This window comes from Christensenella sp. MSJ-20 (assembly GCF_044357945.1).
Lineage (GTDB): Bacteria > Bacillota > Clostridia > Christensenellales > QAND01 > QAND01.
Window position 1 is genome coordinate 150,936 of the sequence record NZ_CP076563.1, and the last position, 24,584, is coordinate 175,519.

Below are 24,584 nucleotides of genomic sequence, written 5' to 3' on the forward strand. Positions count from 1 at the left end.
GGAGGAGCGGCCATGTCGGAAGAACGATCCAATCCGGAAGTATTTCTGGAGCGGATTCAACGGGAAAATCAGGAGCGCGTAAGAGGGCATTTAAAGATCTTCTTCGGCTATGCCGCAGGGGTAGGGAAAACCTATGCCATGCTGGAGGCCGCCCAAGCGGCAAAGCTCCAGGGCGTCGATGTGGTAGCGGGTTATATTGAGCCCCACACCCGGCCCCAGACCATGGCCCTCTTGCGAGGATTGGAACAGCTGCCTCCCCTGGTGCTGGAGCATAAAGGTCTGCGCTTGGAGGATTTCGATTTGGACGCCGCTATCCGGCGGAAGCCGAGACTGATTCTGGTGGATGAGCTGGCCCATACCAATGCTGAGGGCTGCCGCCACAGGAAGCGGTATCAGGATATCGAAGAGCTGCTCAAGGCGGGCATCGATGTTTATACCACCGTCAACGTGCAGCATATCGAAAGCTTAAACGACATTGTTGCGGCCATTACCGGCATCCTGGTGCGGGAGCGGATCCCCGACCGGATTTTTGATGAAGCGGACCAGGTGGAGCTGGTGGATATTGAGCCGGAGGATCTGATCCGGCGCCTTCAGGCGGGGAAGATCTACCGGCCGGAGCAGGCGGAACGGGCCCTGGGCAACTTCTTCTCGGTGGAGAACCTTACTGCCCTAAGGGAGATCGCGCTCCGGCGCAGCGCGGATCGGGTGAACCGCATCTCCAGTCGAAGCGGAGGCCCTTCCCGGGGAGCCTATACCGATGAACACATCCTGGTGTGCCTTTCCTCCTCGCCCTCCAATGGGAAGATCATCCGCACAGCCGCCCGGATGGCCCGGGCCTTTCAAGGAAAGTTTACCGCCCTTTTTGTGGAAACGTCCGGCTTGGAAAGTATGCCGGAGGAGGATAAAAAACGCCTGCGGGACAACACCCGGCTGGCGGAGCAGCTTGGCGCCAAGGTGGAGGCCGCCTATGGGGACGATATCGCTTTTCAGATCGCGGAATTTGCCCGGCTGAGTCGGGTATCGAAGATCGTCGTTGGCCGCAGCAATACCCGGCGCAGGTTCCGCCTGGGGAAGCAGTCTTTCTCGGAACGGCTGACCATGTTGGCTCCCAATCTAGATATATATATCATCCCAGACGAAACCGGGGTGAGCTATGCCCAGCTAAAGGCCAAACATCGCCGGACGCCGGTTTCGATGGGGGACGTGCTAAAGACCACGTTGATTCTAGTATTGGCTACCCTTATCGGGCTGGGATTTCGAGGAGCCGGTTTCAGCGAAGCCAACATCATCACGGTCTATATCCTGGGGGTGTTGATCACCGCCGTAGTAACCCAGGGCCGAGCCTGCAGCCTGGCTGCATCAGCCATCAGCGTGCTGGTGTTCAATTTCTTTTTCACCTATCCAAGGTTTTCCCTGTTGGCCTATGACGCCAGCTATCCCGTTACCTTCATCATCATGTTTGCCGCCGCATTTTTGACCAGCTCTTTGGCCATCCAGATCAAACGCCAAGCCGCCCAGGCTGCGCGGACGGCTTATCGCACCAAGGTTTTGCTGGAGGCCAACCAGCTCATCCAGCAAGAACGGGATGCGGCGGGTATCATACGGGTGACGGCGGGACAGCTCATCAAGCTTTTGAACTGTGATATCATCCACTACGGGGTAGAGGAAGGAGCGCTTACCGCACCGGTGGTATTCCATACCGACGGCGGGGAAACGGACGTATCCGTCTATACCACTGAGAATGAGCAGGCGGTAGCCTGTTGGGTTTATCAAAACGACAAACACGCCGGAGCATACACCAATACCCTGGGCAGCGCCCGGTGTATGTATCTTGCGGTACGGGGTACTGCGGGAATATACGGGGTCATTGGCGTCGCCCTCCATCAGGAGCTGGATTCTTTTGAGAACAGCCTGATGCTCTCCATCCTGGGGGAATGCGGGCTGGCGCTGGAAAAGGATCTATTTGCCCGGAAGCGGGAGGAGGCGGCTACGCAGGCCAAGAACGAGCAGCTCCGAGCCAACCTGCTGCGCTCCATCTCCCATGACCTTCGGACCCCCCTTACCAGTATCTCTGGCAATGCCGGTGTTTTGATGAACAACGGGGAGACCCTGGACGCGAACAAGAGGCGGGAATTGTACGCCGATATCTACGACGACGCGATGTGGCTGATCAATCTGGTGGAAAATTTGCTTTCGGTGACCCGTATCGAGGAGGGCAGCATGCAGCTGCACCTGGAGGCGGAGCTCATGGAGGAAGTGGTGGCTGAGGCGCTGCGCCATGTAAACCGCCTGAGCGCCCAGCATACCATTCAGGTACGGCAAAGCGAGGACTTTATCCTGGCAAAGATGGATTCCCGGCTGATTATCCAGGTGGTGATCAACTTGGTGGACAACGCCATCAAATACACCCCCCCTGGTTCTACCATCGATATCTCCGTTACCAAACACGATGGAATGGTAGAGGTTAGCGTGGCCGATGACGGCCCTGGGATTCCCGATGAGACCAAACAACGGGTGTTTGATATGTTCTATACCATCAACAACGGCATTGCGGACAGCCGGCGTAGTCTGGGCCTTGGCTTGGCGCTCTGTAAGGCCATTGTAGCGGCCCATGGCGGCACCATCACCGTGGAAAACAACATGCCCAAGGGTACCGTATTCCGTTTTACCCTGCCGGCAGAGGAGGCAAACCTACATGAATAAACCTTTTATTCTGGTGGTGGAGGATGACGCCGCCATCAAGAATCTGATTGCGACCACCCTGGAAACCCAGAATTACCGCTTTCACACGGCCCAGACCGGCGCCCAGGCGGTAATGGAGGCGGTTTCCCAGAATCCGGACATCCTGCTCCTGGATCTGGGTCTGCCGGATATCGACGGAGTGGAGATCATCAAAAAGATTCGCACCTGGTCCAGTATGCCCATCATCGTCATCAGCGCTCGCAGCGAGGATAGCGATAAGATCGAGGCGCTGGACGCCGGCGCCGATGATTATCTCACCAAGCCTTTCTCGGTGGAAGAGCTATTGGCGCGGCTTCGGGCCATCCTCCGGCGATTGAACTATGTAAAGGGAGCTGGGGGGAAGGAGTCGGCGGTGTTCACCAACGGGGAGCTCACCATCGACTATGCTTCAGGCTGCGCCTACCTCAGCGGTGAGGAACTGCATCTGACCCCCATTGAATATAAGCTTCTTTGCCTTCTGGCCAAAAACGTAGGCAAAGTGCTGACCCACACCTACATCACCCGGGAGATCTGGGGAAGCGCCTGGGACAACGATGTGGCCTCCCTCCGAGTGTTTATGGCTACCCTGCGGAAGAAGATCGAGGAAAACACCGCGCAGCCCAAATACATCCAAACCCATGTGGGCGTAGGCTATCGGATGCTCCGAATCGAATAAAAAAACAAAACGCCCTGTAAAGGGCGTTTTGTTTTACTGGCCTACTTGCCAAATACCTGATTGTATTCGTCTATGCAGTCCTGAATGATGCGGACGGCTGCGTCCCGCCGCTCGATGTTCTCGATGGCGGTAACCTTATTCTCCAGGGCCTTATATACCGAGAAGAAGTGGCTCATTTCATCGAAGATATGCTTGGGCAGGTCGCTGATGTCCTTATAGCCGTTGTACATGGGATCGCCAAAGGGAATAGCGATGATCTTCTCGTCGCTGTCTCCGCTGTCCACCATGGAGATCACGCCGATGGGATAGCACTGGACCAGGGACATGGAGATGATCTGCTCGCTGCAGAGGACCAACACGTCCAAGGGGTCCTTATCCTGGGCATAGGTCCGAGGGATAAACCCGTAGTTGGCGGGATAGTGGGTGGAGGTGTACAGGATGCGGTCCATCAGAATGAGACCGGTTTCCTTGTCCAGTTCATACTTTACCTTGCCGCCCTTCTGTATTTCGATGACGGCGTAAAAACTGTCCTTGGTAATCCGCTCCGGGGCGATATCGTGCCAGATGTTCATGGCATATCCTCCTTTTGAGATTGTGCTTATTCTAGGACATCCGATGAAAAAAAGCAACCGCCCCGGGAAGCCGGAGCGGTTCTTTTCTCAGGTTAGGCGCCTTGCCGGAGGGACTTCTCCGCGCCGCCGATAATCTGAAGCATGGCCCGGCGCACCTGGGGAATCAGGAGCAGCACCACGCAGATAACGGTTTCGGGCAGCATATAGGAACCGTTGTAGATGAGGTTGTACATGAAGACGCTCTGGCCTTCGGGCGCATACATGTAGAAGAATACAAATCCTGAGATAAAGTGAACCAGGAACCGGCAGAGCCCGGCTAGAGCCGCTCCCAGGGGCATGAGCTTCTCCTTCTTAAAGAACCCTGCAATGCCCAGAACCGCGAAGGGTAGAACGTAGTCCAGCAGTAATTGGATGGGATGCACCACATAGGCTCCCTGCACCAGCTGCAAGACCCCGTAGATGGTGCCGGCGGCCACTCCGGCGGTGGGACCGTAGGCCATGGAAAAAACCATGATGGGCAGCATGGAGCCGGGGGTGATGGTGCCGCCCTGGGGCATCCGGTACAGCACCAGGCAGGAGAGCAGGAAGGCAACCGCTACCGATAGCGCGCCAGCTGATAGCATCCGGGGGGTAAATTTTTTGCCGGACAGGCAGAGGATCAGCCCCAGCACCCCGATGATGGCGGCAATGGTTCCCCAGAAGATGGGGCTGTATAGAATGGAGGGCGCAGCGCCGTCCAGCTCGGCGGGTTGTCCCATAAGGATGACCGCCACCACAAACCCAACAAAGATGAGGCCAACCAGGCAGAGGGTTACGGGCTTCCCAAGCTTTTTCTTGGCAAAGAGGATCATCACGACGCCCAGGGCGAAAAGCAGTCCTAAAAGGATCCACACCACGGAAGGAAGCTCTACTACGCCTTGAATGAATTCCGAAAACCAGTTCATAAAATAAGACTTCCTTTCCGCCACCACGGAACGAAAGTCGGTTCTTTCCCCAAATAAAAACCACAACCGATGGGTTGTGGGAAAAAGATCACGCAAAAAACTTGCGAAATCCGCTTCCCTTCGATAGGATTAACTATACAGGTTCAGTGGGTTGGGCAAATGCCCTCTCAGCCTTTCAGCACCCCCGCGGTGACGTATTCAAATTTTGCCTTGATTATAGGCCCCTCTCAGTGGCTTGTCAATAAGGAGGATGCACCATGTCCCATTTTTTTGCCTATCTCGCCCGGATGAAGAACATTCGGCGCTGGGGGCTGATGCGCAATACCCAGAGTGAAAACAATCTGGAGCATTCCATGATGTGCTGCTATATCGCCCATGGCCTGGCGGTCATCGGCAACGCTTATTTTGGCCGTTCCTATGATCCGGGAAGGATTATGGAGGCCGCTGCCTACCATGACGCCGCCGAGGTAATCACCGGGGATTTGGCCACCCCAATCAAGTATTTCAACCCCGGCATCCAGGAGGCCTATCGGACGGTGGAAGCGATGGCGGAGAAAAAGCTTATGGATATGCTCCCATCGGAGCTGCGCCCTACCTTTCAGTCCCTCTTTCAGATGGATGAGGAGACCCGCGCCGTCGTCAAGGCGGCGGACAAGCTCTGTGCCTATATCAAATGTCTGGAGGAGGGAAAGGCGGGGAACCAGGAGTTTCAAAAGGCCAAGGAGAATATCGAAGGAGCCCTTCTGGAAAACCCGTTGCCCGAGGTCCGGTATTTTATGGAACATTTTATGGAGAGCTTCTCCCTTACCCTGGACGAATTAAACTAATGCCTCTTGCGGGGCTTCCGCCAGGGTGCTACAATAAAACCATATCTTAGACCCTTTGGTGCCCGGCCCTGCCGGGATAATAGGGAAGACGGTGCAAGGCCGTCGCAGCCCCCGCTACCGTATGGTGGAGGGATTGCCAAAGCGCCACTGGAGCCAAGCTCTGGGAAGGCGGCAGTCCCTTTGAAGCCGAGCCGGTAAACCTGCCAAGGGTCTGGTCTAATTTCTTCGGAGGGAAGAAATGGCTGCCGGAATCCGGCGCGTACTGGCCCTTTCTTCGGAAAGGGCTCTTCTTTTCCGTGGGGAAAGCGAGGAGAGGAACATGAAACAGAACATGAAACGGTTGTCCGTCCTGCTGCTGGCCGTGGCCCTTATGGCCATGCTGGCCGCCTGTGGAGGAGGAAGCGGACAAGCCGCCGCCGTCACAGACCTTGCGGGCACGGAGATCCCCCTGCCCCAGAAGGTGGAGCGCATCGTCTCCCTGTCCCCCAGCACCACCGAGATTTTGGCGGAGCTGGGTGCTTTGGACAAGGTGGTGGGAACGGATGCTTACAGCAACTATCCCGAGGAGGCCAACGCCATCGACAAGATGGGGGACTATAACGGCGTCAACATCGAGCTGGTGGTAGCGGCTGAACCCGACGTGGTGCTGACCGCCGGCAAGCTTCAGGCGGACGCCATGGAAAAGCTCAGCGAGCTGAACATCCCGGTCATTGCCTGCGAGGCCACCGAGTACGCACAGATCCCAGACTCCATCCGGCTCATCGGCAAAGTGGTGGATAAGGAGAAGGAAGCCGAGGCCCTCATTCAAGACATCAAAGCGGTGGAGGAGGAGAGCGCCCGCGATGGGGAGCCTTTGAAAGTCTACTATGTGATGAGCTATGGGGAGTACGGCAACTGGACCTCCGGCCCCGGCAGCTTCATCAATGAGATGATCAAGATCGCCGGCGGATATCCCATCACTGAGGATGCTAACCCCAGCGCCCCTTGGATGGATTACAGTGTGGAAGCGATGGTGGCGGGCGATCCGGACATCATCCTTATGGCGGAAAGCCTGGGCGATCCCTCGGTATTGTCCAGCACCCCGGGTTATCAGGATATGCGGGCCGTCCAAGAGGGTCGCGTATATACCATTAACGACGACATCATCAGCCGTCCCGGCCCTCGGGTGCAGGAGGCCATCCGCGCCATTGCCAGCATCCTGGACCAGGCCGGGGAGGAGTAATCTTTCATGAACAAAAAAGCGGCTGTAATCATAGCCGTTTCCCTGCTGCTGGCCCTATTGGGCGTCGTGCTTTCGGTATCGGTGGGGGCCAGCGGAATGCCTCTTGACCGGGCCTTGAACGGGGTCCTAGGCAGGGGGAGCGCCGCCGATAACGCCATCATTCAGGGCCTGCGTCTGCCGCGGGCCCTGTTGGCGTATCTGGTGGGCGCCTGCCTAGCGGTGGCGGGCGCCCTTCTGCAGGGGGTGTTTATCAACCCCATGGCCGACCCACAGATCCTGGGGGTATCGGCTGGAGCGGGTTTGGGCGCCGCGGTGGTGATCGCCTATGGAGCCTTTTTGGGACAGATCGGCGTGGGAGTGGGCGCCTTTATCGGCGGCATCGTAGCCGTACTCACCATTCTTTTTGTGACGCGTGGAGGGCGCAGCGCCATGTCCCTGATCTTGAGCGGGCTGGCCCTCACCTCTTTTTTGTCTGCCATCTCCTTTTTCATCATGGTGTTAAACCGAAATAAGATGGACCAGATCATGCTATGGACCATGGGAGGCTTTACCGCCGTCTCCTGGGAAAAGGTACTGTTCCTGGCTCCTGTGGCCATTCTAGGCTTCTTTATCGCCTTGGCTTTTGCCCGCAATTTAAACCTGATCTCCAGCGGCGAGGAGGACGCCTGGCATCTGGGGGTGGATGTGGAACGGGTTCGGAGGAGTCTGCTTTTACTGGTAGCCGCCATGACGGCGGCGGCAGTGTCGGTCAGCGGTATGATTGGATTTGTAGGGTTGATGGTACCCCATATGGTGCGGATCCTGGCAGGACCGGATCACCGAGGACTGATTCCCTGCAGCTTTTGCGTGGGCGGGGTGTTTCTGATGCTCACCGATACCCTGGCCCGGGTGCTGGCTGCGCCGCTGGAGATCCCCGTCGGGGTTATAACCGCCCTATTGGGCACGCCATTTTTCATCTATCTCATCAAAAGGAGGAGCCTATGATTACCGTGGAAGGCCTGGGCTTTTCCTACGGGGAAAAGCCGGTGTTGGAGGATGTCTCCCTATGCGCGGAAGGCGGTACGTTTACGGCGGTGATTGGCCCCAACGGTTCGGGCAAGACCACCCTGTTGCGGCTGATTTCCGGCTATCTAAGGCCCCATAAGGGCCAAATCTGGGCCATGGGACGGGCAGTAGAGGGGATGAGCGTTCGGGACTTGGCCCGTCAGATGGCCTTTGTGCCGGGCACCCTTACCAACCAATTTGATTTTACCGCCTACGAGACGGTGCTGACCGGCCGGAATCCCTACATTCCGGCGTTTCAAAAGGAGGGGCCGGCGGACCGGGAAAAGGCGCGGGCGGCCATGGAACGATTGGAGGTATGGGACCTCAGGGATGCCGTAGCCAGCAACCTATCGGCGGGGGAACGCCAGCGGGTGGCCATTGCCCGGGCGCTCTGCCAGGATACCCCTATCCTCTTGATGGACGAACCGGTCTCCAATCTGGATATCCGCCATAAGGGCCGAGCCCTTCAGGTGGCGAAGGATCTGTCCCGGGAAGGGAAATGCGTGGTCAGCGTTCTTCATGACATGGATTTGGCGGCGGTGTTTGCCGATGCTGTGATCATCATGAAGGCGGGGCGGGTGTTTGCCGCCGGCCCCACCCGGGAGGTACTGACGGAGGAGAACATCCAGGCCGCCTTTGAGGTCTCCGCCCAGGTGGAGATGGAGGACGGCGTACCCCGGGTGCTGATTCGATATTAGTCTAGCCTTTCCACAACTGGGTATGCTATGATAAACGGGATAAGGAGGAGGATGGATGTGATGAAAAAAGCGCTGGCGCTGCTGCTGATGCTTTCCACCCTCATATTGGCCGCCTGCAGCAATCCCATTGTCGGCAAATGGCAGATGGAGAACGACAGCGGAATGATCTATGAGTTTGAGGCGGGAGGCAACTTTTCCATGTATACGCCGGGCAAGGAGGAGTGGGCCATTACCGGCACCTATACCGGCCATGGAGACCAGGTAACCTTGACCATAATGGGTCAGGCAACCACGTTGGATTATCGGATTGATGGGGATGTGCTGACCCTCACGGGGAACAATGTGGATGACGTGCTGCGCCGGGTAACCGGGGCGACCCCTTGAAAAAGCCGGGGTCCTATGTTAAAATTGCCCCATCTATGACGGGAACCACATTCCAGCAATCGGTTCTAAGCGAGCGGAGGACGGGTGAAAGCTCCGCGAAGCGATTGGGATGGCCCAGCCCCGAGATACCAGGGAGGCATTCCCTGCGCCTGCCGGCGTTATCGGCCAATGAGATGGCTTTTGCCAAAGTAAGGTGGTACCGCGGTCCTTCCGCCCTTACAGGGGGAAGGCCCTTTTTTTATCATCAAAACACGGCTGGAGGATGGAATTCATGGCCAAGAAAAATGAGACCTTTGTACAACACATTACCCCCATGGAGGAGGATTTCTCCCGGTGGTATACCGACGTGGTGCTTCGTGCGGAGCTTATGGATTACTCCGAGGTACGGGGCTGTATGGTGATCCGCCCCTATGGCTACGGCATCTGGGAGCTGATCCAGAAGGAGCTGGATCAGCGTTTTCGGGCTACCGGCCATAAGAACGCCTATTTCCCCATGTTCATTCCCGAAAGCCTTTTGAAAAAGGAAGCGGAGCATGTGGAGGGGTTCGCTCCCGAAGTAGCCTGGGTGACCAAGGGAGGCAACGAGGAGCTTGCCGAGCCCCTGGTGGTGCGGCCCACCAGCGAGACCATCATCTGTAGCATGTACGCTAAATGGATTCAGAGCTACCGGGATCTTCCCATGCTTCTAAACCAGTGGTGCAATGTGGTCCGGTGGGAAAAATCCACCCGGCCCTTCCTCCGCACCAGCGAGTTTCTCTGGCAGGAGGGCCATACCGTCCACGCCACCTATGAGGAGGCCCAGGAGGAGACCCTTCAGATGCTGGGGGTTTACCGGGACTTTGCTTTTAACGTGCTGGCCATTCCGGTGTTGACCGGACGGAAGAGCGAAAATGAGAAGTTCGCAGGAGCGGAGGCCACCTATACTATGGAGGCCATCATGCACGATGGGAAAGCCCTCCAGATGGGCACCTCCCATAACCTGGGCCAGCATTTTGCCAAGGTGTTTGACATCCAGTTCCTGGATCGGGATGGCGTCCAGAAGTACGCCTGGCAGACCAGCTGGGGCGTCAGCACCCGGATGATCGGCGGCCTGATCATGGTTCACGGAGACGAGCGCGGGCTTCGGCTGCCTCCCAAACTGGCGCCTATCCAGGCCATTGTAATTCCCATTGCCGCCCATAAGCCGGGGGTTACCGAATGTGCCGCCGAGATGACCCGCCGCCTGATCGCCGCCGGGATCCGGGCGGAATCCGACGACCGGGATCAGAGCCCCGGCTGGAAGTTCAACGAGTGGGAGCTGCGGGGCGTACCTCTTCGGGTGGAGATCGGCCCCCGGGATATGGCCCAGGACCAGCTAACCCTGGTGCGCCGGGATACCCACGAGAAGGCCACCATCCCCATGGAGGGGGCCGAGGAAGCCATTCTGAAGCTGCTGGAGGACATCCATGCCAACATGCTCCGCCAGGCGGGGGAGCGGATGCAAAGCCAGATCACCTCCGTTCAGGATTACGACGCCCTGGTGGAAGCGGTAAACAAGGGTGGATTCGCCTACGCTCCCTGGTGCCGGGAGGGGGACTGCGAGGAGAAGCTCAAGGCCGATACCGGCATTACCACCCGCTGTATGCCCTTCGAGGGTCAGGAGGAGGCGGAGGGGAAGGTCTGCGCCGTCTGCGGCCGGCCCGCCAAGGCCATGACGTATTTCGCAAAATCCTATTGAGGAAGGCAGGGGGGATCCCGGCTCGACTTTTGCGGCTGGATTCTTTTGCCCTTGGCTTTTGTTTCTGGATAATAAAAAAAGGACGCTTATGCGCGTCCTTTTTCTTTTTTGCCAGGGGGATTATCGGCCGGGGTTGAAATCGATGCTCTGGGGATAGACATAGGGGGTGATGGTGGGCGCGGCACTGTCCATGGGCGCGCTGGCGCCGCCCGGAGCTGCCGCGTTTCCGGTGCTCGGCTGCTGGGGAAACTCGAAGTTTTCGATGGGCCCCCGCTGCTGAAGCTCGGCGGGAACAGGGAAGGTGACGAATTTCACGGAGAATACGTCGCAGACGATGTATTCCTGGTTGTCGTGGTTATACAGCACAAGGAAGGAGCGCCCTACGTTGTAGATATAGCCTTCCCGAAGGGTCATGTTCTGGGTGCCGATGAGGAATTCCACCACCACATAGGCGCCTATGTTCTCGGACAGAATCTGCTGCATAGAACCCTGGAAGGCCTCGGTGTTCATGTCGGTTTCGGGCGGGGTGTTGATGGTGCCATCGGGGCTGGGAATTCCCTGGTTGCGGTGCATGGGCATCCCGCTGTTCTGATTGCCGGGATTGTTGGGATAGTAGTTCATGAAAAACCTCCTGATTATGTTTGTGCGTAGGCCGCGGTGGGGTTGTAAAAACAATGATCTCCGATGCGAATCACAAAGGAGCCCACCGCCGACGGGAAATTGGGTCTGCAGTTGGGACTATACGGGTTGAAAAACCAGAGCGCCTGGCCCAAGTTGGTGAGCCGGTTTCCGGCCATTGCCCAGAGTGCGATGTCATAATGGATCTGGTCTGGGCGCATGTTGTAGATGTTCTGGGGGTTATAGGAACCGCCGATCACCTCCTGTACGCAGGAGAACTGGCCAGGCTGGTATACCACCTCTTGGATGGTATCCAGGCGGCCGTACTCCCCGTACGATACTTCAACCCGATTCATCACAACGCAGGCCACGGCTTTCATGCCATTGTCCCCCTCGCCGCCGGCTTCGCACTGAATCAAGCGGGCGAGGAGATCTACGTTCGAATATGCCATGCGATTGTTACCTCCCTGTCAAAGTCTTGCGCAGAAGAGGGCGTATTTGCCCCCTTCAGGCGGGATGGAATCAAGGCTACTATATCCTATTGCGCCGGGGAAAAAGTGTGACATCCAATCCAGCTCCGGGGGCCTTGCGCTTGGAGCGGGAATTGGGTAGGATAAGGGGAGCGACTAAGATAAAAGGTGAGTAGAATGGAACAACATCCCGTGGATGACCGCATCCATAAGCTTTATATCGAATCCTCCACCCTCTGTAACCTCAAGTGCACCATGTGCATGCGGAACACCTGGAAGGACGAGGAAATGGGGCATATGGATTTTGACATGTATCAGAGGATTATTCGGGAGGTGTCCCGGGAGGACAGCATCGAGACCGTCTTCTTTGGCGGCATCGGAGAGCCCACCTTCCATCCCCAGTTCCTGGAGATGGTACGCCTTGCAAAGCAGGCGGGCAAACGGGTGGAATGCGTCACCAACGGCACCCTTTTGACGCCGGACGCCATCCGGGAACTCATCGCCGCCGGGCTGGATATGGCCTGGATTTCCATCGACGGTCTGGACGAGGATCATTACGAGGCCATCCGCAAGAACGGTAAATTTTCGGTGGTATACAATAACCTCATCGCCATGCGGGATCTGCGGATGACGGAATTTGGCAAGCATTTTGGTGTGGGTCTGACGTTTGTGGCCATGCGGGAAAACATCAACGAGCTGCCCAAGCTCGTCAATCTGGCGGCCCAGGTTCACGCCAGCGACGTGAAGATCACCAACCTCATCCCCTATACCGAGGAAGCCAGCCAGAGCTCCCTTATCTGGCAGACCGTAAACAACAGCAAGTTCAGCGACCGGCTTACCACCACCCCCGATTCCATGGGGGATCCGCCCTGCGCCCACATCGATTTCCCGGTGATGGATATCGACGAGGACACAATCGGCCCTCTGGCCTATATGCTCAACAGCCTCAACACCTTTTCCGTCATGGGAGAGCCCCTGCGCCGCCGGACCCGGTACTGTAAGTTTGTCATGGAGGGCAACGTGTTTGTCCGCTGGGATGGAGAGGTGACCCAATGCATGGGGCTGCTGCACAACACCGAGGCCTATATCTATAAGCAAAACGGCTTTACCCGCCAGATCAAGGAAAAGAGCTTTGGCAACGCCCATGAGAAGCCCTTGTTGGAGATCTGGAACGGGGAGGAGTTCGCGGCGTTCCGCCAGCGGGTTCGGGATTTTGATTTTTCCCCCTGTCATATTTGTGGAGGGTGCAGCTATATCTATTCCAACGAGCAGGATTGCTTTTTGAACGACCATCCCACCTGCGGCGCCTGCCTGTGGGCGCAGGGGTTGGTGCAGTGTCCCTGAGGCGCCCGAGGAATTTTCAAAAAAAATGACTTTACAATTGCCAAGCTGTGTGATAATATAACCTTCGCACGGGGCATTAGCTCAGTTGGCTAGAGTGCAACACTGGCAGTGTTGAAGTCATCGGTTCGAATCCGATATGCTCCACCAGCGGCACGTTGCTGCTTCCAAATTCGCAAACTGCTTTGGTAGTTTGCGAATTTTTTATTGCTCGAAATAAGCGTAAGCTTTTTGCACCAAAAGAAAAAGAAATGCCCTACATTTATCCCGGCATTTCTTTTTGAGTATCTTAATATTCTGGCATTCCTACATTTTGCGTCTTATTTTTTTGATCCAGCAGTTCAAATCATAGCCCAACTTGCCTTCACGGTAAATTACTATTACATGCTTGTACGCTCCGCACCCTTCACAAAGGTCTAAATCCTTGGGAAGAATCACATCGCGCTCTGTTAGATGAATGCCATTGATCCTGCTCCAGCATTCCAAGCAAAATTCTGCCATACATATCACCAATACCATTGCAATGCGAATTCATTTTGATATCAATATGAATTCGTATGCTTTTTGCTAAATTCGATATAATTTTGACATCAAAGTGAATTGAGTTGGTGAAATATGGGCAATTATTATCCTCCTTACTCGTTGAGAGTGTCCGAGGAATTGATGGATAAAATTAAGCAAATAGCTAAGGAGAATAAACGATCTGCCAATAAAGAAATTGAATACGCTTTGGAGCAATATGTAAAAGCATATGAGCAATCCAAGGAAAAGCAATCGTGAGTAAAGCCGCAAAACATGCGGCTTTTTCTTTTTCTACCTCCCAGCCTCTCCCATTGCTCCCAATCTAAAACCCTGCTATCATGATTCCATGAGCAACGGGAATATCAACCTATCGAAAATCGTCCGGCCCCTTATAGATTGGTATCGGATCAACGCCCGGGACCTCCCCTGGCGGAAAATCCCCGAACCCTACCGGGTGTGGGTGTCCGAGATCATGCTCCAGCAGACCAGGGTGGAAGCGGTAAAACCCTACTATGAGCGGTTTTTGACAGCTCTGCCCACGGTGGCCTGCCTGGCGGCCGCGCCTGAGGAACAGCTTTTGAAACTCTGGGAGGGCTTGGGCTACTATAGTCGGGTTCGCAATATGCAAAAGGCCGCCCGTATGATAATGGAGGAATACGGAGGCGTCCTACCGGGGACCTATCAAGAGCTGCTCCGATTGCCGGGCATCGGCAGCTATACGGCGGGAGCCATCGCCTCCATTGCCTTTGGCGAACCGGTACCGGTGGTGGATGGCAACGTTCTGCGGGTGATTTCCCGGATCACCGCCAGCCGGGAGGACATCGGCCTTGCCGCCACCCGCAAGGCCATGGAAGCGCGGTTGATGGACGTGGTGCCTGTGGACTGCCCCGGCGACTTCAACCAGGCAGTGATGGAGCTGGGCGCTACCATCTGCCTGCCCAACGGAAAGCCCCTATGCTTGGATTGCCCCCTGTGGGGCCTATGCTTGGCCCGAAGGGAGGGACGCACCGGCGAGATCCCCGTAAAGGCGCCTAAATCCCCCCGGCGGGTGGAGAAAAAAACGGTGTTGGTTCTGGTGGATGAGTTGGGCCGCGTTGCCCTCCGCAAGCGCCCGGGAAGGGGATTGCTGGCCGGCCTGTGGGAGCTGCCCGCTTTAGAGGGAAATCTGGATGAAAAGAGCATCGCCAAAGCGCTGGCCGACTGGGGACTGACGGCTGGCCAGGCCGTCTTTCTGGGCCCAGCAAAGCATATTTTTACCCACGTGGAGTGGCGGATGACGGGCTATCGCGTTCCCGTCCATGGAGCGGGCCGGGGGTTGGCCTGGGTTACCAAGGAACAGCTGGAGGAGGAGTACGCTCTGCCATCGGCTTTTCGGGCCTACCGTCAGGCTCTGGAGGTCCCGTAAGGGAATTCCGTTCTGTTTGAGAATGGGGGAAAGAGGCTTTTCCTTCCGTTCCCGCCTTGACACTCCCAGATAAAATGGAGTAGAATTTATCTGTATTTCTATGCCATGTCATCCTGCCCCACCAGCGGGATGTTCTGATATGGAATCTTTAAAGGAAGGGTTGAAACAAGCATGCCTTATGGTTACAACGGAAAGATCCTGAAGGTAAACCTCACAACCCGGGAAATCACGGTGGATGAGCACGACGAGAAATGGTACCGCCAGTATCTGGGCGGAACCGGAATCGGCGTGTATTATGCCATGACGGAGATTCCCGCAGGGGCTGATCCCCTGGGCCCGGACAACGTCCTGACCCTCTCTGCCAGCGTTATCGTTGGCGCCCCCTTGCCGGCTTTGTCCCGGGTGTCCTGCAACATGAAATCCCCTCTGACGGGCGGAATTGGCGATGCCCAGGGAGGCGGCTATTGGGCGCCGGAACTGAAGTACGCCGGGTTTGACGCGGTGGTACTGAAGGGCCGTTCGGAGACCCCCGTATATCTGTGGATCCACGACGGCCAGTGCGAGATCCGCGACGCCAGCCATCTGTGGGGCAAGGATATGGGCGAGAGCGAGGCCATGGTTCGGGAAGAGCTGGGCGACAACCTCATCCGCGTGGCGGGCATTGGCCCCGCGGGAGAGAATATGGTGCGGTACGCCTGTGTCATCAACGAGCGGAAGCACAGCGCGGGCCGTACCGGTGCCGGCGCGGTCATGGGCAGCAAGAATGTAAAGCTTCTGGCCTGCCGCGGAAAGAGCACCGAGACCGCCTATGAGTATGCCGATCCCGAGGGTCTCAAGGAGTTTATGCGGAACCGGGTCGTGCCTCTGACCAAGACTCCTGCGGTTCAGGGTCAGGCCTACGGCACCCATCCCGTCATCATTGGCTCTCAGAACATCGGCCAGCTGCCCACCCGTAACTTCAGCGAGGGCGTGTATGACCATTACATGGACATCAGCCATGAGCGGTTCATGGAGATCATGGAGGTCACCAACGAAACCTGCTATATGTGTCCCATCCGCTGCAAGCGGGCGGTAAAGGGCACCAGCCCCGACGGTAAGATCACCCTGGATCCCCGGTTCGGCGGTCCCGAATATGAAAGCGCTTCCACCCTGGGCAGCTATGTGATGGTGGATGATCCCTTTGTCATGGCCAAGGCCAACGAGCTTTGCAACCGCTATTCCGTGGATACCATCACCATCGGCGCTACCATCGCCTTTGCTATGGAGTGCTACGAGCATGGCATTCTCAAGCCCGAGATGTGCGACGGCCTGGAGGTTCGCTTCGGCAACAACGACGTGCTGATCCCCCTGATCGAGAAGATCTGCCATCGGGAGGGTTATCTGGGCAACCTTCTGGCCGACGGTCCCAAGATGGCGGCCAAGGTGCTGGGCAACGGCGCTGAGAAGTTCTCCATCGAGGTAAAGGGAAATCCCATGCCGGCCCATATGCCTCAGGTGAAGAAATGCCTGGCTATCCATTACGCCACCAACGCCTATGGCGCGGACCACTGCTCCGCCACCCATGACGGCGCTCTGGATCTGGCTAACTTCGAGAGCCAGGCCGGCCGGGATAACAGCTACGGCATCAACGTCTACGACGGCTGCGAGAATTGGGATGTCATGGACGTCACCAAGGCCCATGCCGTAAAGGAGTACAACGCTGCGGCCACCCTGCGGGATATGCTGGGCACCTGCAGCATGGGCTGGGGCTGGACCAGCGGCGTGTTGAACGTGTTCGATATGCAGAAGGTCATCGAGATGGTCACCGGCTGGAAGATGACCCAGTACGAGATGATGATGTGCGGCTACCGGGTGGTCAACCTGGAGCGGGTGTTCAACCAGAGGGAAGGCTTCACCAAGGCCGACGATTGGCTTCCCGACCGGATGTTCGAGCCCTTCAAGGCCGAGGGCCCCAGCAAGGGCAAGTGCGTAGACCCCGTCAAACTGCGGGAGATGATCGACATCTACTACGATATGCAGGGCTGGGATGTTGAGACCGGCTTTGTCCGGGATGGCACCCTTTATAACCTGGATATCAAGTGGGCCCGTCCCTAAGTAGAATCCATCAGAGAAAGAGGAGTGACAATGGCGGCAATCACCGTAAAGTACATCGGCCTGTATAGCGATCTTGCGGGAACCACCCAGGAGACCGTGGAAATTCCGGAGGAAGGGATCACCACAAAGGATCTCGCCATCCAGCTGTGTGAGAAATACGGCCCTGACTTCGAGCATGTGATGTTTGAAGATAACCGTACCGGCTGGGCGGCCGCCCTGTTTGTTGACGGCCGTGCCGCCGCCATGAGAACCATGATCCAGGACGGCAACGTGCTGACCATCACCTACCGCCTGGAGGGGGGCTGAAAAGCGCCAACCAAGAATCAAAGCGCCGCCAAAGCGGCGCTTTTTCTTTTATGAAACGGGCTAGGGTTATGCCCAAAAACTTCTTTCTATGCGATAAAAAAGCATAAACAAAAAGAGAAAGGGGGCGGGGAGCGCGGCTATTGACTTTTGCCTTCTTGGCAGGATACACTGAATTTATAAAAGTGTGCCTTCCGGCTGCCACCATCGGCCAGCAGGCGCCGGTTCATTTTAAATTTCATTAGGAAGGGTTGAAACAAGCATGCCTTACGGTTACAACGGAAAGATCCTAAAGGTAAACCTCACAACCCGGGAAATCACGGTGGATGAGCACGATGAGAAATGGTACCGCCAGTATCTGGGCGGAACCGGAATCGGCGTGTATTATGCCATGACGGAGATTCCCGCAGGGGCTGATCCCCTGGGCCCGGACAACGTCCTGACCCTGTCCGCCAGCGTGCTGACGGGCGCCCCTCTGCCAGCCATCTCCCGGGTGTCCTGCAACATGAAATCCCCTCTGACGGGCGGCATTGGCGATGCCCAGGGAGGCGGCTATTGGGCGCCGGAGTTGAAGTACGCCGGGTTTGACGCGGTGGTACTGAAGGGCCGTTCGGAGACCCCCGTATATCTGTGGATCCACGACGGCCAGTGCGAGATCCGCGACGCCAGCCATCTGTGGGGCAAGGATACCGGCGAGAGCGAGGCCATGGTTCGGGAAGAGCTGGGCGACAACCTCATCCGCGTGGCGGGCATTGGCCCCGCGGGAGAAAATATGGTGCGGTACGCCTGTGTCATCAACGAGCGGAAGCACAGTGCGGGCCGTACCGGTGCCGGCGCGGTTATGGGCAGCAAGAATGTAAAGCTCATCGCCTGCCGCGGAAAGAATACCGAGCTTGCCTATGAGTATGCCGATCCCCAGGCTTTGAAGGACTTTATGAAGCGCATGCCGGAGATTGTAAAATCCCCCGGCGTTACCGGTATGGCCTATGGCACCCATCCCGTCATCATTGGCTCCCAGGAGATGGGGCAGCTGCCCACTCACAACTTCAGCGAGGGCGTGTACGACCATTACATGGACATCAGCCACGTGCGGTTCATGGAGGTCATGGAGGTCACCAACGAAACCTGCTATATGTGCCCTGTACGGTGCAAGCGGGCGGTAAAGGGCACCAGCCCCGACGGTAAGATCACCCTGGATCCCCGGTTCGGCGGTCCCGAATATGAAAGCGCTTCCACCCTGGGCAGCTATGTGATGGTGGACGATCCCTTCGTTATGGCCAAGGCCAACGAGCTTTGCAACCGCTATTCCTGCGACACCATCTCTGTGGGCGCGGTAATCGCTTTTGCCATGGATTGCTATGAGCATGGCATTCTCAAGCCCGAGATGTGCGACGGCCTGGAGCTTCGCTTCGGCAACAACGACGTGCTGATCCCCTTGATCGAGAAGATCTGCCATCGGGAGGGTTATCTGGGCAACCTTCTGGCCGAGGGAAGCAAGAAAGCGGCTGAGATTCTGGGCAACGGCGCCGAGAAGTTCTCCATCGAGGTAAAGGGAAATCCGCTGCCGGCCCATATGCCTCAGGTAAAGAAGATCCTGGCCCTGCATTATGCGGTGAACGGCTACGGTGCGGACCACTGTTCCTGCACCGGTGACGGTACTCTGGATGAAGCCACCTATGAGAGCAAGGCAGGCCGGGACGGCAACTTTGGCCAGACCATCTACAATAGCTGCGAAAGCTGGGATACCCTTGACTGGGTCAAGACTCAGGCGGCGGTACAGGGCAACCGCGGTTCTACCCTTACCGACATGCTGGGCTGCTGCGGCATGGCCTGGGGCATCACCGGCACCTTCGACTTCTTCGATATGCAGTACTGTGTCAACGCCGTTACCGGTTGGAAGATGACCCAGTATGAGATGATGCGGTCCGGTCAGCGGGTGGTGAACCTTATGCGGGTATTCAACCAGCGGGAAGGCTTTACCAAGGCCGATGATTGGCTCCCGGAGCGGATGTTTGAGCCCTTCCAGGCCGAAGGCCCCAGCAAGGGCAAATGTGTCAGCAGAGAGGATCTCAGAAAGTGCATCGATCTCTATTACGATATGCAGGGCTGGGATGAGAACGGCTTTGTCCGGGATGGCACCCTCTACGATCTGGATATCAAATGGGCTCGTCCCTAGTCAACTGGATGAAACGAAAAAAAGACCGGCGTTTAGCCGGTCTTTTTTTGTCCATCTTTGTCCAGGATTGGCCAAATACGGCCTTCTAGGGCTGGTTCAATTCCCCTAGGGTCCGTTCCAATTTTCCAAATCGTCTGAGACAGCCGATATACTCCGCCACCAAATAGTAGTTTTCCAGATCCATGGCGTCCAGCCCTCGGAAGGCAAAGAGCTGATCGCATAGAAGGCTGCACCCCCCTTCCACCTGGAAATATCCCGTGATGAGATCCATCCCCACATAGATGGGACTTCCCGTGTTACCCTCCTCCTGGGATTGGTAGAGGGAAGCCCCCGTCCCGCTGTTTTTTACCCGAAAGGCCACGGGTAAGGGAAAGGCGCCGGGAGGCAGTTTTTCCCATTCAAAGGGGTTTTCCAGCACGTTGCCCCGAATGGCCTCCTCCCAGCAATGGTCGGTGCATACCGATAGGGGATAACACTCCATCAAAAAGGAGGCCAATAGGGAGGCCGGCTTTCGGTTGGGGCGCAGCAGGGGACGGTACTTTTGAAACAGGGCCTTCCATTGGGCAATCAGTTCCGGTGTGACAGCTTGGGTCAGCATGGTATTCTCCTTTATCGCCAAGACTCAGCGGTCCTGGGAAGGGGAATGGCGGCGGAATAGGGGAAGCGGAGCCTTTTGCTTTAGGACCTTTTCCCCAAACGCATAGGAACCCAGAAAGACCACGATCCATAGGACGGCACATCCCAGGCCGATGAGGAACATGGACCGAACGCCTAAGGCGTCGATGACAGCGCCCCCCGCCAGCATGGCGATCATGCCCGCCACTTGGCCGCCGGAAAGCCACACCGACACGGCGGTAGACTGCATTCCCCGAGGGCTCAGCTGATTGACATAGTTGATAGCGGTGCAAAGCACCAGCCCATAGGCGGCGCCGCCAAAACAACAGCTGAGGGTAGCGTTAACAACGCTACCTGCGAACTGGTACCCCAGCATTTCCAAGCAAAAGCACCCGGCGGAGGCCAGCATTAGCATGGGGGTGGGGAATCGGGCTTTGAGCCAGGGAGAAACCAATAGCGTCAGGACTTCGCCAGTAACCCGACAGGCGATGACGATGCCCACTAAAGAGGTATCGGCGTTTATTTCCTCCAACAGATATACCATGAAGGAGGAGCAGTTGGAGGGAATACAGATCAAAATATTGATGATTAAAAACACCATAAGGTAATAATTTTGAAACAGTCGAGAGAACCGCACTTTTTCCATGGGTGCTTCCTCGGCGTCCACCCGTTCCCTTGGCGGCTCCTCATATTGCTTGATGACGTTGCCGGAAAATAGGAGCAAAAGAGCAAAGCCGGTGGAGGCAAAAAAGGGAATGCTGGAGCCCCAGGAGGCCACCAGAGGAGTCATAGCCAGATTGCCAGCGGTATAACCGATGGACATCCACATCCTTAGACGGCTGTATTCCACACCGGGGATGGTAACGCTGGCCGATACCGAAGAAGCGTCTACGATGCTCTGGGAGGGGATGAAAAAGGCATTGGTCAACGGGATGATGGCGGAGGCCAGCAACAGACCGCCGATACGGACGGGACCCAAGGTGGGAACCAGCGCGCAGGTAAGGGACACCCCTAGAACGGTTAGGACAAAGACCCGGTATTTAGAACGCATACTGTCGGCCAACATGCCCCATAGAGGAGGGGTGATGGTGCCCATGACCATGGTAAGGCACATAACAATGCCGCTTTGCGTTGCGGTTAGGCCGATGCCGGAAAGATATAGCACCCGAAAGTTCATTACCGAGGAGGCAAGGCCATGTAAAAAGTTTACCGCACGCAACTGCAGGACCTGCTTGCGCAGGTCCATAGACTGGATTTCCATGGGTACTCCTGACTCTCCGCCAAGACGGAATAAAAATTTTGTTGAAAACAGTATATCGCCCCCCGAGAGAGGGAGGCAAGGGAAGAAACACTTTTTTTCCATAGAACCGGAAATAGAAACGCTTTTTGCGGAGAAATGCCGGATGGGGCCTTTTACTTGCGGGGCGGTATCCCTTGTGATAGAGTAATAACATCTAAAGGAGTATGCCATGAGACGGTACTTTGCCGCCCTTGCGGGGGCTTTATTATTGATGGGATCCCTTGGAGGCTGTGGAAACGGCCGGCAGGAGCGGGTGGATCAATCCCACTTTGCGATGGATACCTATATCAACATCAGCGTATATCGAGCCGAGGATAAGGCCGCTGCCGCTGCCTGCTTTGATTTGATGGATCGATGGGATCAAATGCTTTCCGTCACCAGTGAAACAGGGGAGATTGCAGTTCTCAATCGGGATGGACATGCCCGGCTTTCCCATGATACCATCGCTTTGGTGGAAAAGGCCTTGGAATGTGCCGATCTGACCAACGGCGCCTTTGATCCCACGCTCCTGCCTTTGAAGAACCTATGGCGTATCGGTGAGCGAAGCGCAGATGAGCCGCTTCCCTCTCGGGAGGAGATCGCTGCTGCCCAAGGGGCTACCGGTTACGGAAAGGTTGCGCTTTCGGGGGATGCTATCACCCTGTCCCCTGGGATGGGATTGGATCTAGGCGCCATTGCCAAGGGGTATGTGGCGGATCTCTGCGCCCAGTATCTTTTGGATCATGGGGTTAGCATGGGCATCATCAACATGGGAGGCAACGTACGTCTGCTGGGTGGCAAGGACTACAACGTTGGGGTTCGGGATCCGCGGGGAAGCGAAAACCAACTGCTTCTCACCATCAATACCCGGGATTGCAGCATCGTGACTTCGGGGGACTATGAGCGGTATTTTGAAAAGGACGGAGTTCGATATCACCACATTTTTGATCCCAAACGGGGTTATCCGGCCGATACGGATCTTATGGCCGTGACGGTGATTGGTTCCGATGGCGCCCTGTGCGACGCGTTGTCCACCGCCTTCTTTGTCATCGGGCTGGATGGCAGCGTGACGCTCATGGAGCATAAAGGCCTGGATGTGGATGTGATTTTTGTTACAACCGATCAACGGGTTTTGGTTACCCCGGGGATTCGGGACCGGATTACTATGGTGAACAACACCTATACCCTGGAGACCCTTCCATGAAGAAGTTGGACTATCTGGCCCTGGCATTGATCCTTCTTGTGGGGATTGGAAGCATTCTTGTTTTTACCCTGGGTAGGGAACCGGGAAGCAGGGCCCTCATTGTTACCCGGGAAGGGGAATGGGAGGTCTCCCTTTCTCAAAATCTGACTATCCGGATGGAAACCGGAGAAGGATACAATCTGGTCGAGATAATGGATGGAGGAATCCGGGTATTGGAGGCCGATTGTCGGGATCAGCTCTGTGTGCATCAAGGGGAGGCAAGAGACGCTGGCCAAACCATCGTTTGCTTGCCCCATGAGCTGGTGATCCGAGTTCAGGGTACGGCGGGGGATGTGGACACCATTGCGGAGTAAAGGACGATGAAAGAGGATACCAAACGGCTGGCGACCCTGGCTATGATTGTAGCCATGGCATCGGCAGTGCATTATCTGGAGGGGCTGCTGCCCCCTATCCTGCCTGCGGTACCGGGCACCAAGCTGGGATTGGCCAATATCTTCAGTCTATTTGCGCTTGTCACCATGGGGGTAAAGGAAGGCTATGCCGTGGTGGTGCTCCGCTGCTTGGTGGGGACGCTGATCGGCGGGTCGGTGACGGGTCTCCTTTATGCTGTTTCCGGCGGGCTGCTTAGCTACACCGTTATGGCTCTATGCCGCCGCTTGCTGAAGGGCCGTTTGAGCCTTTATGGCCTCAGCGCCATGGGAGCCTTCTTTCATAATCTGGGTCAAATTTTGGCCGCTTGCCTTGTGATGGGCAACACCTATGTGCTGTACTATTTTCCCTATCTTGCCCTAGTGGCGATCCCAACTGGACTGTTGACGGGATTTGCCACAAACCTATGTATCAAGAGTCTAAAAAGGGGAGGGGTGCTCCATTAACCGATCCGATCAATTTTATATGGCGAAAGCCCTATGCCAGGCCCAGGCTGCGGCGCGGAAGGGAGAAGTGCCGGTAGGAGCCGTGGTAGTTCGGGAAGGAAGTATTGTTGCCCGAGCGCATAATTTGCGGGAGACCCGGAGAGATCCCGCTGCGCATGCGGAACTCATCGCTCTGCAGCGGGCGGCAAAAAAACTGGGGGGATGGCGCCTTATGGACTGTACGGTTTACGTTACTTTGGAACCCTGCCCTATGTGCGCAGGAGCCATGATCAATGCCCGGGTAGCCCGGGTGGTGTTTGGGGCTTTTGATCCCAAGGCGGGTTGCTGTGGCACCCTATACCAGTTGATTCAAGATGGGCGATTTAATCATACGTGCCCGGTTACAGGCGGTGTTTTAGAGGCGGAGTGCGCCGGAATTTTAAAAGAGTTTTTCGCACGGAAGCGGAGAAACAATAGAGATACGAGGAGAGATGATCCATGAAGCAGATTGTACACACTGAAAAAGCCCCTGGAGCCATCGGCCCTTATTCCCAGGCCAACTGCGGCAACGGCATGGTCTTTGTTTCGGGCCAGCTTGGTCTGGATCCTGCCTCCGGTGAGCTGGCAGAAGGGGTGGAGAAACAGGCCGTTCAGGCGTTGGAGAATCTGAAAGCCATTCTTACAGAGGCTGGCAGTTCCCTGGAGCGCGTGGTAAAAACGGTGGTATACCTTCAGAGCATGGAGGATTTTGCCGCTGTTAATCAGGTATATGCCACGTATTTTACGCAAAATTATCCCGCCCGTTCCTGCTTTGCTGTAGCGGGATTGCCCAAAGGCGGCTTGGTGGAAATTGAGGCTATCGCCCTCCAAGACTGATCAAAACAATCCCCCGGAGCAA

General features: G+C 56.4%; 25 protein-coding genes, 1 tRNA gene and 2 riboswitches. Of the genes, 20 read left to right on the forward strand and 6 right to left on the reverse strand.

The window, feature by feature from the left end; all coding sequences use genetic code 11:
• Positions 1-12: 12 nt before the first annotated feature.
• Complete coding sequence (locus tag KP626_RS00665; protein WP_395977354.1) at positions 13-2,703, forward strand: ATP-binding protein; 2,691 nt, start codon at positions 13-15, stop codon at positions 2,701-2,703.
• Positions 2,696-3,397: a response regulator gene (locus KP626_RS00670; RefSeq protein ID WP_395977356.1), complete on the forward strand. Its 702-nt coding sequence runs from the start codon at positions 2,696-2,698 to the stop codon at positions 3,395-3,397. Before KP626_RS00665 ends, KP626_RS00670 begins: the two co-directional genes overlap by 8 nt.
• Positions 3,398-3,438: 41 nt before the next feature.
• Here KP626_RS00670 and KP626_RS00675 read toward each other — a convergent pair whose 3' ends face one another.
• Entirely contained in the window at positions 3,439-3,969 is a 531-nt protein-coding gene (locus KP626_RS00675) for an inorganic diphosphatase (protein WP_395977358.1), read from the reverse strand.
• A gap of 92 nt (positions 3,970-4,061) precedes the next feature.
• Positions 4,062-4,913, reverse strand: coding sequence for an energy-coupled thiamine transporter ThiT (thiT, locus tag KP626_RS00680; RefSeq protein ID WP_395977360.1), 852 nt, complete (start codon positions 4,911-4,913; stop codon positions 4,062-4,064).
• A gap of 97 nt (positions 4,914-5,010) precedes the next feature.
• Positions 5,011-5,109: riboswitch (TPP riboswitch) on the reverse strand.
• A gap of 61 nt (positions 5,110-5,170) precedes the next feature.
• Here thiT and yfbR point away from each other — a divergent pair.
• The 6 genes from yfbR to proS all read left to right on the forward strand — a co-directional run bounded on the left by yfbR (position 5,171) and on the right by proS (position 10,805).
• Positions 5,171-5,740 (forward strand): 5'-deoxynucleotidase, encoded by a 570-nt coding sequence (gene yfbR, locus KP626_RS00685; RefSeq protein WP_395977362.1) that lies wholly within the window; start codon positions 5,171-5,173, stop codon positions 5,738-5,740.
• Between the two features lie 39 nt (positions 5,741-5,779).
• A riboswitch (cobalamin riboswitch) is annotated at positions 5,780-5,963 on the forward strand.
• 96 nt (positions 5,964-6,059) lie between these two features.
• Positions 6,060-6,962 (forward strand): ABC transporter substrate-binding protein, encoded by a 903-nt coding sequence (locus tag KP626_RS00690; RefSeq protein ID WP_395977364.1) that lies wholly within the window; start codon positions 6,060-6,062, stop codon positions 6,960-6,962.
• Positions 6,963-6,968: 6 nt separating this feature from the next.
• Positions 6,969-7,946, forward strand: a complete 978-nt coding sequence (locus KP626_RS00695; RefSeq protein WP_395977366.1) for a FecCD family ABC transporter permease — start codon at positions 6,969-6,971, stop codon at positions 7,944-7,946.
• Positions 7,943-8,704 carry an ABC transporter ATP-binding protein gene (locus tag KP626_RS00700; protein ID WP_395977368.1) on the forward strand — a complete coding sequence of 254 codons (762 nt, stop codon included), beginning with the start codon at positions 7,943-7,945 and terminating at the stop codon, positions 8,702-8,704. The genes KP626_RS00695 and KP626_RS00700 overlap by 4 nt, the downstream gene beginning before the upstream one ends.
• 60 nt (positions 8,705-8,764) lie before the next feature.
• Positions 8,765-9,088, forward strand: a complete 324-nt coding sequence (locus tag KP626_RS00705; RefSeq protein WP_395977370.1) for a DUF5640 domain-containing protein — start codon at positions 8,765-8,767, stop codon at positions 9,086-9,088.
• A gap of 271 nt (positions 9,089-9,359) precedes the next feature.
• On the forward strand, positions 9,360-10,805 hold the full coding sequence (gene proS / locus KP626_RS00710) for a proline--tRNA ligase (protein WP_395977372.1): 1,446 nt from the start codon (positions 9,360-9,362) through the stop codon (positions 10,803-10,805).
• Positions 10,806-10,925: 120 nt separating this feature from the next.
• Here the strand turns inward: proS and KP626_RS00715 are convergent, their stop codons facing one another.
• Positions 10,926-11,426 (reverse strand): hypothetical protein, encoded by a 501-nt coding sequence (locus tag KP626_RS00715; RefSeq protein ID WP_395977374.1) that lies wholly within the window; start codon positions 11,424-11,426, stop codon positions 10,926-10,928.
• 14 nt (positions 11,427-11,440) lie between these two features.
• Positions 11,441-11,875, reverse strand: a complete 435-nt coding sequence (locus KP626_RS00720; RefSeq protein ID WP_395977376.1) for a cell wall hydrolase — start codon at positions 11,873-11,875, stop codon at positions 11,441-11,443.
• 195 nt (positions 11,876-12,070) lie between these two features.
• Between KP626_RS00720 and KP626_RS00725 the strand changes: the two genes are divergently transcribed.
• From KP626_RS00725 to KP626_RS00755, 7 genes are all read left to right on the forward strand, one after another.
• Entirely contained in the window at positions 12,071-13,237 is a 1,167-nt protein-coding gene (locus tag KP626_RS00725) for a radical SAM protein (RefSeq protein WP_395977378.1), read from the forward strand.
• 70 nt (positions 13,238-13,307) lie between these two features.
• A tRNA-Ala gene (locus tag KP626_RS00730) sits at positions 13,308-13,384 on the forward strand.
• A 513-nt stretch (positions 13,385-13,897) separates the two neighbouring features.
• Entirely contained in the window at positions 13,898-14,014 is a 117-nt protein-coding gene (locus KP626_RS00735; protein WP_395977380.1) for a hypothetical protein, read from the forward strand.
• Between the two features lie 88 nt (positions 14,015-14,102).
• Positions 14,103-15,161, forward strand: a complete 1,059-nt coding sequence (gene mutY, locus KP626_RS00740) for an A/G-specific adenine glycosylase (protein ID WP_395977382.1) — start codon at positions 14,103-14,105, stop codon at positions 15,159-15,161.
• 171 nt (positions 15,162-15,332) lie between these two features.
• Positions 15,333-17,255 (forward strand): aldehyde ferredoxin oxidoreductase family protein, encoded by a 1,923-nt coding sequence (locus KP626_RS00745; protein WP_395977384.1) that lies wholly within the window; start codon positions 15,333-15,335, stop codon positions 17,253-17,255.
• Positions 17,256-17,285: 30 nt separating this feature from the next.
• Positions 17,286-17,561, forward strand: a complete 276-nt coding sequence (locus KP626_RS00750; RefSeq protein WP_395977386.1) for a MoaD/ThiS family protein — start codon at positions 17,286-17,288, stop codon at positions 17,559-17,561.
• A 259-nt stretch (positions 17,562-17,820) separates the two neighbouring features.
• Positions 17,821-19,734 carry an aldehyde ferredoxin oxidoreductase family protein gene (locus KP626_RS00755; protein WP_395977388.1) on the forward strand — a complete coding sequence of 638 codons (1,914 nt, stop codon included), beginning with the start codon at positions 17,821-17,823 and terminating at the stop codon, positions 19,732-19,734.
• A gap of 85 nt (positions 19,735-19,819) precedes the next feature.
• On the opposite strand, the gene KP626_RS00760 is transcribed toward KP626_RS00755, so the two are convergent.
• A complete protein-coding gene (locus tag KP626_RS00760) occupies positions 19,820-20,332 on the reverse strand; it encodes a hypothetical protein (RefSeq protein ID WP_395977390.1) in 513 nt (170 codons plus the stop codon).
• 24 nt (positions 20,333-20,356) lie between these two features.
• Complete coding sequence (locus tag KP626_RS00765) at positions 20,357-21,610, reverse strand: MFS transporter (protein ID WP_395977392.1); 1,254 nt, start codon at positions 21,608-21,610, stop codon at positions 20,357-20,359.
• Between the two features lie 208 nt (positions 21,611-21,818).
• Here KP626_RS00765 and KP626_RS00770 point away from each other — a divergent pair, with 208 nt between their 5' ends.
• The 5 genes from KP626_RS00770 to KP626_RS00790 are packed head-to-tail and all read left to right on the forward strand — an operon-like array spanning position 21,819 to position 24,562.
• Positions 21,819-22,832 carry an FAD:protein FMN transferase gene (locus KP626_RS00770; RefSeq protein ID WP_395977394.1) on the forward strand — a complete coding sequence of 338 codons (1,014 nt, stop codon included), beginning with the start codon at positions 21,819-21,821 and terminating at the stop codon, positions 22,830-22,832.
• Positions 22,829-23,185: a NusG domain II-containing protein gene (locus KP626_RS00775; protein ID WP_395977396.1), complete on the forward strand. Its 357-nt coding sequence runs from the start codon at positions 22,829-22,831 to the stop codon at positions 23,183-23,185. Before KP626_RS00770 ends, KP626_RS00775 begins: the two co-directional genes overlap by 4 nt.
• A 6-nt stretch (positions 23,186-23,191) precedes the next feature.
• Positions 23,192-23,707: a Gx transporter family protein gene (locus KP626_RS00780; protein ID WP_395977398.1), complete on the forward strand. Its 516-nt coding sequence runs from the start codon at positions 23,192-23,194 to the stop codon at positions 23,705-23,707.
• A 19-nt stretch (positions 23,708-23,726) separates the two neighbouring features.
• Positions 23,727-24,188, forward strand: coding sequence for a tRNA adenosine(34) deaminase TadA (gene tadA, locus KP626_RS00785; RefSeq protein ID WP_395977400.1), 462 nt, complete (start codon positions 23,727-23,729; stop codon positions 24,186-24,188).
• Positions 24,185-24,562, forward strand: a complete 378-nt coding sequence (locus tag KP626_RS00790; protein ID WP_395977402.1) for a RidA family protein — start codon at positions 24,185-24,187, stop codon at positions 24,560-24,562. The genes tadA and KP626_RS00790 overlap by 4 nt, the downstream gene beginning before the upstream one ends.
• Positions 24,563-24,584: the final 22 nt, after the last annotated feature.